The 15,662-nt window shown below is 64.4% G+C and carries 12 protein-coding genes and 1 pseudogene; 8 read left to right on the forward strand and 5 right to left on the reverse strand.

The annotated features are described in order from the left end of the window. Positions 1 to 55: 55 nt before the first annotated feature. Positions 56 to 1,522: a rhomboid family intramembrane serine protease gene (locus HG421_RS11155; protein ID WP_169706428.1), complete on the reverse strand. Its 1,467-nt coding sequence runs from the start codon at positions 1,520 to 1,522 to the stop codon at positions 56 to 58. Positions 1,523 to 1,632: 110 nt separating this feature from the next. On the opposite strand from HG421_RS11155, the gene greB reads away from it, so the two are divergent. Further along, positions 1,633 to 2,148, forward strand: a complete 516-nt coding sequence (gene greB / locus HG421_RS11160) for a transcription elongation factor GreB (RefSeq protein ID WP_169706429.1) — start codon at positions 1,633 to 1,635, stop codon at positions 2,146 to 2,148. A 201-nt stretch (positions 2,149 to 2,349) separates the two neighbouring features. Here the strand turns inward: greB and rimO are convergent, their stop codons facing one another. Next, positions 2,350 to 3,723 carry a 30S ribosomal protein S12 methylthiotransferase RimO gene (rimO, locus tag HG421_RS11165; protein WP_169706430.1) on the reverse strand — a complete coding sequence of 458 codons (1,374 nt, stop codon included), beginning with the start codon at positions 3,721 to 3,723 and terminating at the stop codon, positions 2,350 to 2,352. 182 nt (positions 3,724 to 3,905) lie between these two features. Between rimO and HG421_RS11170 the strand changes: the two genes are divergently transcribed. The 4 genes from HG421_RS11170 to HG421_RS11185 all read left to right on the forward strand — a co-directional run bounded on the left by HG421_RS11170 (position 3,906) and on the right by HG421_RS11185 (position 5,764). Then, positions 3,906 to 4,568 (forward strand): dienelactone hydrolase family protein, encoded by a 663-nt coding sequence (locus tag HG421_RS11170; protein ID WP_169706431.1) that lies wholly within the window; start codon positions 3,906 to 3,908, stop codon positions 4,566 to 4,568. Beyond that, a complete protein-coding gene (locus HG421_RS11175; RefSeq protein ID WP_169706432.1) occupies positions 4,565 to 4,993 on the forward strand; it encodes an HIT domain-containing protein in 429 nt (142 codons plus the stop codon). Before HG421_RS11170 ends, HG421_RS11175 begins: the two co-directional genes overlap by 4 nt. A 28-nt stretch (positions 4,994 to 5,021) precedes the next feature. After that, a complete protein-coding gene (locus HG421_RS11180; RefSeq protein WP_003486900.1) occupies positions 5,022 to 5,189 on the forward strand; it encodes a LiaI-LiaF-like domain-containing protein in 168 nt (55 codons plus the stop codon). A 389-nt stretch (positions 5,190 to 5,578) separates the two neighbouring features. Then, positions 5,579 to 5,764, forward strand: a complete 186-nt coding sequence (locus HG421_RS11185; RefSeq protein WP_169706433.1) for a LiaF transmembrane domain-containing protein — start codon at positions 5,579 to 5,581, stop codon at positions 5,762 to 5,764. A gap of 22 nt (positions 5,765 to 5,786) precedes the next feature. On the opposite strand, the gene dcd is transcribed toward HG421_RS11185, so the two are convergent. Together dcd and apbC are read right to left on the reverse strand one after the other, a co-directional pair. Continuing rightward, complete coding sequence (dcd, locus tag HG421_RS11190) at positions 5,787 to 6,356, reverse strand: dCTP deaminase (protein ID WP_169706434.1); 570 nt, start codon at positions 6,354 to 6,356, stop codon at positions 5,787 to 5,789. Positions 6,357 to 6,453: 97 nt separating this feature from the next. Further along, positions 6,454 to 7,305, reverse strand: a complete 852-nt coding sequence (apbC, locus tag HG421_RS11195; RefSeq protein WP_169706435.1) for an iron-sulfur cluster carrier protein ApbC — start codon at positions 7,303 to 7,305, stop codon at positions 6,454 to 6,456. A 277-nt stretch (positions 7,306 to 7,582) separates the two neighbouring features. Here apbC and HG421_RS11200 point away from each other — a divergent pair. Next, positions 7,583 to 7,996 (forward strand): annotated as a pseudogene (locus HG421_RS11200) (TonB-dependent receptor); the annotation flags it as partial. Between the two features lie 373 nt (positions 7,997 to 8,369). Further along, on the forward strand, positions 8,370 to 11,447 hold the full coding sequence (locus tag HG421_RS11205) for a TonB-dependent receptor (protein WP_169706436.1): 3,078 nt from the start codon (positions 8,370 to 8,372) through the stop codon (positions 11,445 to 11,447). A 115-nt stretch (positions 11,448 to 11,562) separates the two neighbouring features. On the opposite strand, the gene HG421_RS11210 is transcribed toward HG421_RS11205, so the two are convergent. Further along, the gene (locus HG421_RS11210; protein ID WP_169706437.1) at positions 11,563 to 13,158 is read right to left on the reverse strand and encodes a phytoene desaturase family protein; all 1,596 of its coding nucleotides are present in this window, start codon (positions 13,156 to 13,158) and stop codon (positions 11,563 to 11,565) included. Positions 13,159 to 13,369: 211 nt separating this feature from the next. Between HG421_RS11210 and HG421_RS11215 the strand changes: the two genes are divergently transcribed. Continuing rightward, positions 13,370 to 15,472, forward strand: a complete 2,103-nt coding sequence (locus tag HG421_RS11215) for a M13 family metallopeptidase (RefSeq protein ID WP_169708164.1) — start codon at positions 13,370 to 13,372, stop codon at positions 15,470 to 15,472. The last annotated feature ends 190 nt before the right edge of the window (positions 15,473 to 15,662 follow it).

Below are 15,662 nucleotides of genomic sequence, written 5' to 3' on the forward strand. Positions count from 1 at the left end.
GACCGCAGCACGCTGCAGGGGCTCGTCTACGCTTCGCCCTTGCAGCGCCGCCGGCTCAGCCGTTTTCCAGCAGAAACCGCGCCTTGCTCGCCTGCCCCTGTTCGGGAAATTGCTCCAGCACCAGCCGTAACAACCGTGCGCGCTGTTCGCCAGCCTGCAATTCGCCGTGGCGCAGCGCCAGCACGAACCAGCGCTGGGCAAGCTCGGCGCGCGGCGCGGTGCTGTCGCACTCCTTCAACAGGCGCTCGGCATCGGCCAGCAAGCCGTTGCGCAGGCAGGCATCCACCAGCGCCAGGCGCGCCGGCAACTCCAGCTCGGCGCGGTCCTTGCCGAGCTCCGCGGCCACGCCCAGTTGCAGGCGTGTCTGCTCGGCAGTGTGCGTGGGCAGGCACATCAGCATGTGCGCGTGTCGCACGGCTTCCTGCTGGCGGCCGGCATTGCGTGCCACGCGATAGCGGGCCAGCGCGATCTCCAGACTCTGCGGGCTCTCGCCGGCCAGCTCGGCCAGCAGGCGTTCGGCCTCCTGGTTTTCCATGCGTCCCAGATGCCGTTGCGCGCGCTCCCAACGGTCGTCGCGCTGCGCGGCATCCTGCTCGTCCATGAAAGCCGGCCGGGTCTGCCGCACCGCGACCAGCACCGCACCAAGCAATGCACCGCTGACCAGGCCGCCGGCATGCGCTTCGAATGCGACCCCCTCGCTGCCGCTGCCCAGCAGGCTGTACAGCTCCCAGCCCAACCACAGCGGCAGCAGCAGGATGGCCGGCCCGCGCACGTAGTTGAACACCACGAAGAACCAGTAGAAGAACCGTACCCGGCGCCGCCCCCAGACCACGCAGAACGCGCCCATCAGGGCGGCGATCGCACCAGATGCCCCTAGCCCACCACCGGGCTCGCCCCAGCGCCACCACAGGCTGGCCGCACTGGCGCCGAAGCCGCCCAGCAGATACAGCAGCAGGAACCAGCCGCTGCCGATCGCCCCTTCCAGCAAGGTGCCCAGCGCCAGCAGGAACACCATGTTGCCGAACAGGTGATCGGCGTTGGCATGCAGGAAGGTGGCCGAGAGCATCCGCTGCGGCGACCACTCCGAACTGCGTTGCAGATGGCGCAGGGTGAACACCCGCGCCAGGCGCGCGTCGTAGGGCGCACGCAGACCGCGCCACTCGCGCCGCTGCTCGTCGTCCTTGAACAGCGTGCCTTCGCGCAGTGCCTGCCCGAAGGCGACATCGTGCAGGGTGAGGTGCGCCAGGTAGGCGACACGCTGAGGTGCGGGCAGCGCCTCCAGCCTGGCCTGGCGCGCCGTGCGCAGCCTGGCATCGGCGGTGCGCTCCAGGTAGCGCGCATGCGCCTGCGCTTCCAGCGTGCCCAGCCCGGAGTCGACGTAATACCGCACGGCGTTCTCGACCAGGTCGTCGTCCTTGCGCTGATAGCCGACATAGACGACGACATTGATCAGCACCAGCAGCAGCGTCACCCACGGGATGTTGTGACGCGACCAGGGTTTGTGCAGCGGCATGATCACCATAACGACGTCCGTGTCTTGAGAATGGCGCAAAGCTTCGCCGTGCGGCGACAGATGCGCAAGTGGAGCATGCGCGCTAGCATCGCGCCCCTCCCTTCCCCCCAAGCCTGCCCATGAGCCGCTGGCGCCCGCCCGCTGAAAAAAGCACTGCGCTGATCACGCCCGAAGGACATGCGCGCCTGAAGGTCGAGCTGGAGGAGCTGTGGCGCGTGCGTCGGCCGGAGGTGGTGCGCGCCCTGGCGGCGGCGGCCGCCGAGGGCGACCGCTCGGAAAATGCCGAATACACCTACCGCAAGAAGCAGCTCGGCGAGATCGACCGCCGGGTGCGCTACCTGAGCAAACGCCTGGAAGCGCTGCGGGTGGTGGACACCGCGCCCACCGACCCACAGGCGGTGTTCTTCGGTGCGCAGGTGGAGCTGGAAGACGCCGACAGCGGCGAGCTGCTGCGCTATCGCATCGTCGGCCCGGACGAAACCGACGCCGCGCGCGGCTGGATCAGCATCGATTCGCCACTGGCCCGCGCGCTCCTCAAAAAACGCGTGGACGACGAGTTCGAGGCGCAGTTGCCGGCGGGCAAGCACACGTTCGTGGTGGTGGCAGTGGAGTACGCGGCGCTTCAGGGCGGTTGAGAAAACGACTGCGCTGACCGCCACGCGAGCGCGGCCGGCGCCGGGAATCGGGGTGTACGCCTCACTCCGGTTCTGCGTAGCAAGCCCCGTCGCGCGCAGGCACGCTCCTGCGGGCTGACGTGCCCATGCAGCGTATGCGCCGATGGCTCTGCACCCACGAGAGCCTTGATCGCCCGGCCCGCCGCTGGCAGGCCACGGGGGCTAGACCATTTGCAGGTTCAACGCGCGGCCTGGCTGCACCGCACGATCCGACGGCAGCGCATCGCCAAACAGGTCGTGCTCGTCGCTGTCGGTGATCTCCACATCGACCAGGTCGCCGACCTTCAGGCCAAGCTCGCCGCCGTTCTGGATATGCACCAGGCCATCGATCTCCGGCGCATCGGCGCGCGAACGCGCCACGGCGATGTCGTCTTCGATCAGGTCGACCAGGCATTGCTGCACGCTGCCGATCTTGGCTTCCAGCCGCGCGGCGGAAATCTCCGCCTGCCTGGCCATGAAGCGCGCCAGCCGCTCCTGCTTCACCTCCTCCGGCACCGGATCCGGCAGCGCATTGGCACTGGCGCCATCCACCGGCGAATACGCGAACGCGCCGACGCGATCCAGCTGTGCGTGATCCAGGAACTCCAGCAGCGATTCGAACTCGGCATCGGTCTCGCCAGGGAAGCCGACGATAAAGGTCGAGCGCACGGTGATCTCCGGGCACATCGCCTTCCAGCGCTGCACGCGCTCCAGCGTCTTTTCCACCGCGCCTGGGCGCTTCATCAACTTCAGGATGCGCGGGCTGGCGTGCTGGAACGGGATATCCAGATACGGCAGCAGCTTGCCTTCGGCCATCAGCGGGATCACGTCGTCCACGTGCGGGTACGGGTAGACGTAATGCAGGCGCGTCCACACGCCCAGTTCCGACAGGCCTTCGCACAACGCCTTCATGCGGGTCTGGTACATGCGGTCGCGCCACGGGCGCTCGGCGTACTTAAGATCCACGCCGTAGGCAGAGGTGTCCTGCGACACCACCAGCAGTTCCTTGACCCCGCCACGCACCAGCCGCTCGGCCTCGCGCAGCACCTCGTCCACCGGGCGCGAAGCAAGGTCCCCGCGCATCGAGGGAATGATGCAGAAGCTGCAACGGTGGTTGCAGCCCTCTGAAATCTTCAGGTAAGCGTAATGCCGCGGGGTCAGCTTGATGCCGTAGTCGGGCACCAGATCCACGAACGGGTCATGACGCGGCGGCAGCGCCGCGTGCACCGCTTCCATCACGCTCTGGTAGTCCTGCGGGCCGGACACCGCCAGCACCTGCGGGTAGGCCTCGCGAATCCGCTCCGGGCGCTTGCCCAGGCAGCCAGTGACGATCACCTTGCCGTTGGCATTCATCGCCTCGCCGATGGCGTCCAGCGATTCGGTCACCGCCGAATCGATGAAGCCGCAGGTATTGACCACCACCACGTCGGCGGCGTCGTAGCTGGGCACGATGTCGTAGCCCTCCACGCGCAGCTGGGTGAGGATGCGTTCGGAATCGACGAGCGCCTTCGGGCAGCCAAGGCTGACGAAGCCGACTTTGGGGTTCAGCTGGGACATGGAAGCAGGAGCCTGGGAGTGGAGCGGCCTGGGGCCTGGGCAAAGCCAATTATAGCGGCGTGCGGGCAGCGCCCTGAACCGCCGCGCCGCCCCAGCCCTGCCGGCTTTGCGAAACCCTCACTTTTCACGATGCCGGTCCGGTCGATAATGCGCGCCTCCCTCGCTGCACATCAGGAATCCCCATGGGTCACTGGACTACGCTCGACACCCCCGACGGCCAGGTCGCCGCCTGGCACGCCACCCCCGCCTCCAGCCCGCGCGGCGGCCTGGTGGTCATCCAGGAAATCTTCGGCGTCAACGAACATATCCGCGCGGTGGCCGACGACTATGCCGCGCGCGGCTACGAGGTGCTGGCGCCGGCCTTCTTCGATCTGGAAGAAAAGGATGTGCAGCTGCCCTACGACCAGCAAAGCCTGCAGCGCGGCCTGGCACTGGCCAATGCGGTCGGCCTGGAGCGGGCTGTGGAGGTGGTGAAATCCGCCGCCACCCTGCTGACCCGCGCCGGCAAGGTGGGCACGGTGGGCTACTGCTGGGGCGGCTCGGTGGCGCTGCTGTCGGCCATCCGCCTGGGGCTGCCGTCGGTGAGCTACTACGGCGGCCGCAACACCCAGCTGCTGGACGAAACCCCCAAGGCACCGGTGATGTTCCACTTCGGCGAGCGCGATGCCAGCATCCCGCCGGAGGCGATCCAGGCGCACCGCGAAAAACTGCCGCAGATGGAGACCTTCGTGTATCCCACCGGCCACGCCTTCAACCGCAGCATCGACCCGAACCATTACGACGCCGACAGCGCCGAGCGGGCACTGGAGCGCACGCTGGGCTTCTTCGCGGCGCACCTGGGATGAGCGAGCCGTCGCCGGCGGCCACCGGTTTCGAGCTAGATGCACGCCTGGCGGCCGACAGCGTGTTCGTCGCCGACGGACCGCTGTCCCAGGTGCGGCTGATGGACGACGCCCGCTTCCCCTGGCTGGTGCTGGTGCCGCGGGTGGCCGATGCCAGCGAGTGGATCGATCTGGATGGCGGCCAGCAGCGTTTATTGCTGGCCGAAATCAACCAGCTCTCGCAGTTGCTGCGCGCCGAACCTGCGGTGAGCAAGCTCAACATCGGCGCGCTGGGCAATATCGTGCGCCAGCTGCACGTGCACCTGGTCGGCCGTCATCCCGACGATGCCGCCTGGCCGGGGCCGGTGTGGGGCAGCGGCAGTGCGCAGCGCTTCGACCCCGACGCCCTGCAACAGCGTGTCGCTGCGTGGGCGCAGCGGCTACGATAGGCGCCCGTTCGCCACCTGCCTCTCTCGCATGAAATCCAACGTCGTTGCCGCGCTGATCCTGATCCTCGTCGGCCTGCTGTTCCTGGCCAACAACCTGGGCTGGACCAACCTCAGTCTGGGCCGGCTGATCGCCACGTGGTGGCCTGCCGCGCTGGTCGCCTGCGGCATCGGGATGCTGTTCGGGCGCGGGAAGTAGGTGGGGCTGGGATTCGGGAGTCGGGATTGGGGAGTCGCAAAACAGTGGCGCCTAGGTGCTGATGGCTAGCGTGACCGTTCTGCGGCAGCGACATGGCGCCTGCCCTTCTCCCCTCGGGAGAAGGTGCCCCGCAGGGGCGGATGAGGGTACGGGCGAAGCCTCGGGCATTTACCGACGGCCAGTCTGAGCCGACACTCCCGGCCCCGCCCAACATAACCGAACACCGACAGCCCAGACCCGCATCGCCTGCCCTGATCACGCATCACCGCACTTGAGGCGCTCACTGGCGAGACAACATGACGACTGTCATCTGCAACTGTTGACTTCCGGCACCTGATTGACGGGCGCCGCGGGCGCAGCATGGCCTCACACCAACCGAGGATGTCGCCATGAACTACCGTCTGATTCCTGCCCTGTTCCTGATCGTCCTGGGCGCGTTGTTTCTGCTGGACAACCTGGGGTTGGCGCAGTTGGATGTGGGCAACCTGATCGCGACCTGGTGGCCGGTGTTCCTGATCGCCGCCGGTGTGCGCCAATTGCTGCGCTACCGCGAGAAGGCGGCCGCGACCTGCTGAAGGCCACGGCCGCGCCAACCCGTCAGGTCCGCGGCAGGGTCACGCCGGTCTGGCCCTGGTACTTGCCGCCGCGATCCTTGTACGAGGTTTCGCACACTTCGTCGGACTGGAAGAACAGCATCTGCGCCACGCCCTCGTTGGCGTAGATGCGCGCCGGCAGCGGCGTGGTGTTGCTGAATTCCAGGGTCACGTGCCCTTCCCACTCCGGCTCCAGCGGAGTCACGTTGACGATGATGCCGCAGCGCGCGTAGGTGCTCTTGCCCAGGCACACCACCAGCGTATCGCGCGGGATGCGGAAGTATTCCACCGTACGTGCCAGTGCGAAGCTGTTGGGCGGGATGATGCACACATCCGATTCGATATCGACAAAGCTGCCCGGATCGAAATGCTTCGGGTCGACAATCGTCGAGTTGATATTGGTGAAGATCTTGAATTCGCGCGAGCAGCGCACGTCGTAGCCATAGCTGGACGTGCCGAAGCTGACGATGCGCTGCCCGGCGGCATCGTGCTTGATCTGGCCGGGTTCGAACGGCTCGATCATCGCGTGCTGTTTGGCCATGCGCTTGATCCAGCGGTCGCTCTTGATGCTCATGCGGTGTTCCTTGAAGACGGAAGGCGGCAGGCCGGGCGGCCCGCGCGAAAGACGGCGAATTCTAGCAAGCGGCCGGCATCGACGGCCGGCCGGCGTACTACAGCAGCGAGGCCGAAATCGGAATGCTGGCGCGCGGGCGCTTGCCCAGTTCCTCAGCCAGGCGCGTGGCAGCGGCCAGGTAAGCCTGCGCCGCGACCGACTCCGGCGCCGCCACCACGATCGGCCGGCCCGCATCGCCCTGTTCGCGGATACCGATCTCCAGCGGCAGCGACCCCAGCAACGGCACGCCGTACTGCGCCGCCATGCGCTCGCCGCCGCCTTCGCCGAACAGATGCTCGCGATGCCCGCAGTTGCTGCAGGTATGCACCGCCATGTTCTCGACGATGCCCAGCACCGGCACCTCCACCTTTTCGAACATCTTCAAGGCCTTGCGCGCATCCAGCGTGGCAATGTCCTGCGGGGTGGTGACGATCACCGCTCCCGCCACCGGAATCTTCTGCGACAGCGTCAGCTGGATGTCGCCGGTGCCCGGGGGCAGATCGATCAGCAGGTAGTCCAGATCGTCCCACAGCGTGTCGTTGAACAGCTGGGTCAAGGCGGACGTGGCCATTGGTCCGCGCCAGATCATCGGGGTGTCCTGATCGACCAGCAGGCCGATCGACATCGCCTCGATCCCGAACGCGCGCAGCGGCTCGATCGACTTGTTGTCCGGGCTGTCCGGTCGCCCGCTCAGGCCCAGCATGGCCGGCACGCTGGGACCATAGATATCGGCATCCAGCACGCCCACGCGGGCACCTTGCCGCTGCAGGGCAAGCGCCAGGTTCACCGCAGTGGTCGACTTGCCCACCCCGCCCTTGCCCGACCCCACCGCAATCACGTTGCGAATGCGCGGATGCGGCGCCAATGCGCCCTGCACCGCATGCGCGGGAATCCTGCGTTCTGCGCTCATGCGCCGCCGTCCTGCGCGCCGCCGGCGCGTGGGCACGCTTGGTTTTCGATCATCGTTGCCATTGCTTATCCAGTGTCTTCGTAGGCGGTTGCGAGGGATGACGCCCGTGGGTGCACCCGCGACGCCTCCCAGTTTACCGGCTTGAGTCCACGCCCCGCCCTCTCGGTACCGCCGCAGGCCAAAGCCGCTCATTGCCGCGTCTCGACGTATTTCGCAAATGCGGACGTGATTAAAGTGCTTGGTAAATTCGAGACCTGGTTCAGCCGCTACTCAGCGAACGCAACTGATCGATCCAGTGCGCAACTGGGTCTTCCAGGACTTCCCGGCCGAGTACGAGTACGTGACCTACGTGACCGACCCGCGCTGGCGTGCGCAATTCCAGACCAAGTACAACTGGAACGCATGGCGCGCCTCCTGGGACATGAACTATGTGGACGGCAACCTGCGCGTGACTCCGGAGAGCTACAACAGCAACCCGGGCTCGGCCAGCCCGATCAAGAACGGCTCGTACACCTACCACAACTTCCAGTTCGGCTATCGGTTCCCCGGCTCGAAGATCGATGTCTACCTGGGCATCGACAACGCCTTCGACAAGGATCCGCCGCGCAACTACTTCGGCTCGGACTTCACTTCCGCGCTGTACGACAACGTTGGTCGGTTCTTCTATATGGGAACCACGGTCAGGTTCTGATCTGCGCATGATGGCCCTGGAAGAAGCCCCGCTGGTCGGGGCTTCTTCTTTTGTCCGGGCCCGAATGGCCTTGAGAGGCCGCATGGATGTCGACCTCAGGAAGTGCAGGATTCGCCTATTTAGTTTCAACAAAACCACAATTTTTCGTCTCATGGAGCCCGTGCTGCCACCCATACGGCAGCGGTCGCTTTCATGCAGATCGATTGCACGATGACTGTGCGGACTTCCGCACTTCTCGTGCGGATCGCACCTAATTTGTGAATGAATAGCCATAACTGCTTGCGGCCAAAAGCACATTTTCATTACGTTCGAGTTAAGGCCATCCATCACCCCGATGACCGTCCCTTAACTGGTTTCACTCGAAAGGTCAGTAATGAGCAAGCAATTTCGTCGCCATGTTCTCAAACGCACCGCCCTCGCCGCCGTTCTCGGCGCCTGCCTCAGCAATGGCGCGGTCTATGCACAGAGCACCACCGGCAGCATCTACGGTAGCGCTCCCTCTGAGGCCGGTAGCACCATCGTTGTGCAGAGCGACACCGGCCTGAGCCGCACCATCACCGTCGATGCGAATGGCCGTTACAACCTCGGCTCGCTACCGGTGGGCGCCTACACCGTCATCCTCAAGCGCGGCGACCAGGTCATTGATACCCGCAAGAATGTGCAATTGCGCGTGGGCTCCGGCACCGAAGTCTCGTTCGCTGACGCCAGCGCAGCGGGCAGCAATGCCGATGCAACCACGCTCGGCGCGATCACCGTCACTGCCGCCAACGAACCCAAGATCGATGTCAGTTCCACCAGCTCGCGCTCGGTAATCACCTCCGAACAGCTGGCGACACTGCCGCTTGGCCGTAGCGCCGAAGCGATTGCGTTGCTCGCGCCGGGCGCAATTTCCGGAAGCGGCGCCTTCAACAATGGCTCACGCTCCACTATCTCGTTCGGCGGCGCTGGCGTGACAGAAAATGCCTATTACATCAACGGCGTTAACGTCACCAATCCTTTCAACAACCTTGGCGGGCTAAGTCTTCCGTACGGCGCGATCGACCAGCAAGAAACCTATACGGGTGGCTATAGCGCGAAGTACGGCCGCTCGACCGGCGGCGTCATCAGCCAAGTGGGCAAGCGCGGCACCAACGAGTGGCATTTCGGAGCGCAGGCGGTATGGGAGCCGAAATCGCTTGCGAGCTCACGCGGCGATGCCTGGTATCCAAATAGCCAACTTCCGGCGAACTACGGTTATGAAGATGATGATCTGCCCGGTACGATCTATCGTCGTGGTAAGGGCGACGTGCAGAACAGGACCGTTTACAGCGCATACGCAGGTGGCCCACTGATCGAAGATCGGTTGTTCATTTTCGTGGCAGGTGAATCCGACAAAGTCGACGGAGCAACCACCAATATCGCGACTGCGGCCCGCGATCAGGGACGGAGCCATTACGAAAATAGTTCGCCAAAGTTCTACGGCAAGCTGGACTGGAATATCAACGATAGCAATATCCTCGAATATACGCGCATCCAGAACAATGACAGACGCTCGGGCGTGTACAACAATTACGACTATGCGTCGTATACCGATCAGGGTCCGTCCGGGCTGTTCACCGATACGTACAAGCTGAAAGACAGTGTCGATATCCTGAAGTTTACCAGCTATATCACCGACGACCTGACCTTGAATGCGACCTGGGGACGCGACACCCAGCACAACCAGCAATGGAACCCCGGAGCGTCGGATCTTCCCAACATCGCCAATCCGACTCTGCAGGATCCGTCAATCACTGGTGGCAGGCGCATTACCAACGGGCAAGCCACGACCTCAGTCAAAGCGAGCGATCCGATCAACAAGAGCCGCAACCTTCGGCTGGAATTGAACTACCGCTTGGGCGACCACGACCTCACCGCTGGCGTAGACAATATGTACTTCAACGCCTACGACGAAGGTGTCTTTACTAGTGGACCGGGGTATCGTTGGATCTACGGAAGTCAGGACGATCCAAGCGAACCAATCAACGGCGCGCTTGGTGTTGGCCCATCCGGTGGCGACGGCTACTTTGTAAACCGCCGCATCCTCACGACGGTAACCAGCATGTCCGTCGAACAAAAGGCCTACTACCTTGAAGATCGTTGGCAGGTCAGCGACAACTGGCTCCTGACGCTGGGTATTCGCAACGACAAGTTCACCAACTACAACAGCGACCACGTGGCCTATGTGGACAGCGGCGACCAGTGGGCCCCGCGCCTTGGCGCAAGTTGGGACGTCTTTGGCGACTCTTCTTTCAAGGTGTTCGCCAACATCGGCCGCTACTATCTGGCTTTACCCAATCAGGTGGCCATCCGCGGAGCGTCCGCTTCGACATTTACAAACGAGTACTTCACCTACTCGGGGATCGATGCCAATGGTGAGCCGACCGGCTTGACTGCACTCGGCCCCGGCCCGGTGTCCTCCAATGGAGAGTATGGCCAGGCGCCCGATCCGAATTCATTCGCACCGAGCGATCTCAAGTCGCAATATCAGGACGAATTCCTGATCGGATTCGAAAAAACACTCGGCGAGAAATGGAATTCGGGCGCCAAGGTCACCTATCGCAAGCTGCAAACTGCAATCGATGACGTCTGCGATCCAGGCCGTATGTCCGATGCACTCACCGCAGCGGGGGGGGATGCCAGCAGCGTGACTATTCCGGGTTGCGTGATGTTCAACCCAGGCGAGACCAACACCTACAACCTTGCCAACAACGACGGCTCTGGCTATACCCAGCTGCGTATGTCGCAGTCCGACTGGGGCTTTACAGACAAGGCCAAGCGTAATTACGTCGCCGTGGATCTGTTTATCGAGCATCCCTTTGACGAAAAGTGGTATGGCCGCGTCGACTACACCTGGTCGCACCTGTACGGCAACACCGAAGGACAGGTGAAGTCGGATCTTGGGCAAGCAGACATTTCCAAAACCCAGGACTGGGATGCGGCGCAGTTGATGTACTACGCGGGTGGCAACCTGGCCAACGACCGTCGGCATCAGTTGAAGGCATTTGGCGCCTACCAATTCACTCCAGAGTGGCTGGCGTCTGCGACGGTGCGGGTGATGTCCGGCACGCCGAAATCCTGCCTGGGCTATTACGCAGGACCTAACGCAGAAGAGTTGAGTTACGACCCGGTCGGTTATGGGTCTTCGTATCACTACTGCTACGGGCAACCGGTTCCAACAGGCAGCGTCGGCGAGACCCCTTGGATCAAGAACCTGGATCTGGGCGTCACCTATCGGCCAGCATTTGCCGATCACAAGCTGGCATTTGCATTGAATGTGTTTAACGTGCTCAATGACCGCTCGGTCAATCGCGTGTCCAGCACTAACGAAGTCAGCCGCCGGACCGTGTCCAACATCTATGGGCTTGGCACCGAAGCTTGGAGCTATAACCAGCCGCGCTACATGCGTCTGACTGCGTCGTACGACTTTTGATTGCACGGGTATCGAAGGCGGCCTCGTCTCTTCGATACCGCGCTCAGCCACGCACAGGCCCCGGCTCGTCCGGGGCTTTTTGTGCTGCCCTGACGCAGCCTGCCCTGCCCCTGCATCACCCGCCCAAAATCACCCGCGCCGCATTATGCCCAGGCGCGCCGGTCACCCCGCCGCCCGGATGCGTGCCGGACCCGCACAGATAGAGCCCGGGAATCGCGCCGCGGTAGGCGCCCTGCCCCAGCAGCGGGCGTGCGCTGAAGAGTTGATTGAGGCTGAGGGCGCCGTGGAAGATGTCGCCGCCGATCAGCCCGAAGGTCCGTTCCAGGTCGAGCGGGCTCAGACTTTGTCGGCCCAGTACCGATGCGGCAAAGCCGGGCGCGTAGCTTTCGACGGTTGCGATCATCAAATCCGCTACTTCCTCGCGATGGTCGTCCCAGTGCCGCCCGTCCGGCAGCACCGGTGCCACGTGCTGGCAGAACAGGCTGGCCACGTGCTGGCCCGGCGGTGCAAGGCTGTCGTCCAGGGTGCTGGGGATCAGCAGCTCCACCACCGGCTCACGCGACCATCCCGATGTCCGCGCGTCGTGCCAGGCGCGGTCCATGTAGTCCAGGCTCGGCGCCAGGATGATGCCGGCGGTGAGATGGTCGCCCTCGCCCGGCAGCGCGGTGAAGTCCGGCAGGCGCGACAGCGCGACATTCATGCGAAAGGTGCCCGAGCCGCAGCGGTAATGCGCAATGCGCTCGCGCGTGTCGTGAGGCACGTCTTCGGTGCGCATCAGCCGCTGGTACAACAGTTTCGGATTGACGTTGGCCACCACGCACGCCGCGCGGATGGTCTGGCCATCGGCGGTGACCACGCCCACTGCGCGGCCGCGTTCCACCAGTACGTGGTCCACCGCGCACGCCGTGCGGATCTGCGCGCCGGCTGCACGGGCGCTGGCCGCCATGGCCTGGGTGATCGCACCCATCCCGCCGATGGCATGCCCCCAGGCGCCCTTGACGCCATTGCTTTGACCGAACACATGATGCAACAACACGTACGCGGTGCCCGGCGTGTACGGACTGGCGTAGTTGCCGACGATGCCGTCGAAGCCGAACAGCGCCTTGATCGGTGCGCTCTCGAACCAGCGATCCAGATACTCGGCGGCGGAGACGGTGAACAGGTCGAGCAACTCGCGTCGTAGCGCCAGCGGCAACCCCTGCAGCTGCAGTCCGACCTTGCCGGCGCGCCATAGCTGCGGCAATGCCTGCAACCAGCCGCCCTCGGTCACATCCGGCGGTGCCTGCAGGGCCAGGGAACGCAGGACATCGGCCAGTTGTTCCAACCGCGCTTCGTAGGCAGGCAATGCCGCTGCATCATGCGCAGAAAACTTGGCGACTTGCTGCGCCGTCCGCCCCGCGCCTGCCAGCAGATAGCGGCCATCGGGGAGCGGCAGGAAGTTGTTGATGCGTCGCGGCACCACGCGCAAGCCGTGCCGTTCCAATGCCAGTTCGTCGATGACCCTGGGTTGCAGCAACGACACCGTGTACGCCGCGACGGAATTGCGAAAGCCGGGATGGAACTGCTCGGTAACCGCCGCACCGCCGACCACCTCACGCGCCTCCAGCACCAGCACGCGCTTGCCGGCGCGCGCCAGGTAGGCCGCGCATACCAGGCCGTTGTGACCGGCGCCAATGATCAGCGCATCCAGGGATGGGTCGCGGGTCGACATACCCTTCTATATAGCATCGCGACTTCCCGCGGGCCACGCGTCGGATCTGGATCCTCCCGGGCAAAGATGGGCTCCACCACCGGCATCCATGACCTTCGACACCCATGCGCCGAATCGTACAGAACGGTAGAGTGCCGTCACGGCTCTGTGGTGACGGAGCCCCCAATCGACTGTTGCTCCTGGAGCCTTTGTGATTCGAACACCTCATCTATTGACGCTGACCCTGGCCGTGGCCGCCGCGCTGAGCGGTTGCAAGAAGTCCGACGACACGGCAGCTACCGCCCCTGCGGGAGACGCTGCGGCCACCACGCCTGCCGCGCCCAAGACGCTGACCCTGGACCAGAGCAAGCTGCCGGCGGTGAACCAGTTCACCGCGGCCGATCTGGACGCCAACGGCAATGCCTGCACCGACCTCAATGCCTACGCCAACGCCAAGTTCCTGGCCGCCAACCCGGTGCCGGGCGACCGCACCAGCTGGGGCGCGTTCGAAATGCTCGACGAGCGCTCCAATGCGATCCAGCAGCAGCTGGCCGAACAGGCCGCCGCCGATACCGGCGCCACCGGCGTGGAAAAGATCGTCGGCGACCTGTGGTCCACCGGCATGGACGAAGCCAAGATCAATGCCCAGGGCATGGAGCCGCTGAAGCCGGAACTGGCCGCCATCGACGCGATCAGCGACCAGGCCAAGTTGGTGGACTACCTGCGCAGCAGCGCCGCCAAGGGCAACAACGATCTCTTCAGCTTCGGTGCCGAGGCGGACTTCAACAAGTCCAGCCAGAACATCGCCTACGCCATGCAGGGCGGGCTGGGCCTGCCGGATCCGGAGTACTACACCAGTGCCGGCAACAAGGCCAAGCTGGAAGCCTACCAGGCGCATATCGCCAAGGTGCTGGAGCTGTCCGGCGTGGCCGCGGCCGATGCCGCCACCCAGGCCAAGCAGGTCGTGGCCTTCGAGACCCGCCTGGCCAAGGTCTCCAAGACCAGCACCGAAATGTCGCGCGACGCCAAGCTGGCCTACAACCCGGTCACCCCGGCCGAGGCCGACAAGCTGACCCCGAACTGGTCGTGGACCGAGTTCTTCACCTCGCAGGGCGTGGCCACGCCGGAGATGTTCTCGCTGGCCATCCCGGCCTTCCACCAGGAAGTGAGCAAGATGATCGCCGATACCGACCCGGCGATCTGGCGCGCGTACCTGCGCTTCCACACCGTCGATGGCGCCTCGCCGTTCCTGAGCCAGCCGTTCGTGGATGAGAACTTCGCGTTCTACAACAAGACCCTGCGCGGCCAGAAGGAAATCAAGCCGCGCTGGAAGCGCGTGCTGGCCACCATCAATGGCCAGGCCGGCGAGACGCTGGGCCAGATGTACGTCAAGGTCGCCTTCCCGGCCGATTCCAAGGCCAAGATGGAAACCCTGGTCACCAACCTGCGCACCGCGCTCAAGGCCCGCATCGAAAAGCTGGACTGGATGAGCCCGGAGACCAAGGCCAAGGCGATCGCCAAGTGGGAAAGCTTCACGCCCAAGATCGGCTACCCGGAAAAATGGCGCGACTGGAACGGCTTGAGCACCGGCCGCGATAGCTACCTGGGCAACGCGCTGGCTGTGCAGGAATTCAACTACAAGTGGAACCTGTCCAAGATCGGCAAGCCGGTGGACAGGACCGAATGGGGCATGAGCCCGCAGACGGTCAACGCCTATTACAGCCCGCTGCAGAACGAGATCGTGTTCCCGGCCGCCATCCTGCAGCCGCCGTTCTTCGACCCGAACGCGCCGGAGGAAATGAACTACGGCGGGATCGGCGCGGTGATCGGCCATGAGATGACCCACGGCTACGACGACCAGGGCAGCCGCTTCGGTGCCGATGGCAACTTCATCGCCGATCCGGGCTGGTGGACGCAGAAGGACCTGGACGCATTCAAGGCCCGCACCGGCAAGCTGGTGGCGCAGTTCGACAGCTACCGCACGCCGGCAGGCGACAAGGTCAAGGGCGACCTGACCCTGGGCGAGAACATCGCCGACCTGGGCGGCCTCAACACCGCCTATGACGCGATGAAGGCCGCCACCGCCGGCAAGGACGATCCCAAGACCGACGGCATCACCCGCGACCAGCGCTTCTTCCTCAACTGGGCCACGGTGTGGCGCCGCAACTTCACCCCGGAAGAACTCGTTGTGCGCCTGAAGACCGACCCGCATGCGCCGGCCAACTTCCGCGCCATCGGTGCGCCGTCGAACATGCCGGCCTTTGCCGCCGCGTTCTCGTGCAAGCCGGGCGATGCGATGGTGCGTCAGGGCGACAAGCAGGTGGTGATCTGGTAATTGCGCATTGGCTGTAAATGATGCGGGCGGCGATCGAAAGATCGTCGCCCGTTTTTTTGCAGGCAATATGGCGCTCGATAAGCGGCTGCAAGCGCTTCCAATGCGACAACACCGGACAGGCCCGCACGCGCGGGCCTGTCACGTTCATGCAAACGGCCGTTGGCGAGGACGAAGGGCAGCAGGCGCCTGC

Source organism: Xanthomonas campestris pv. badrii (genome assembly GCF_012848175.1).
Lineage (GTDB): Bacteria > Pseudomonadota > Gammaproteobacteria > Xanthomonadales > Xanthomonadaceae > Xanthomonas > Xanthomonas campestris_C.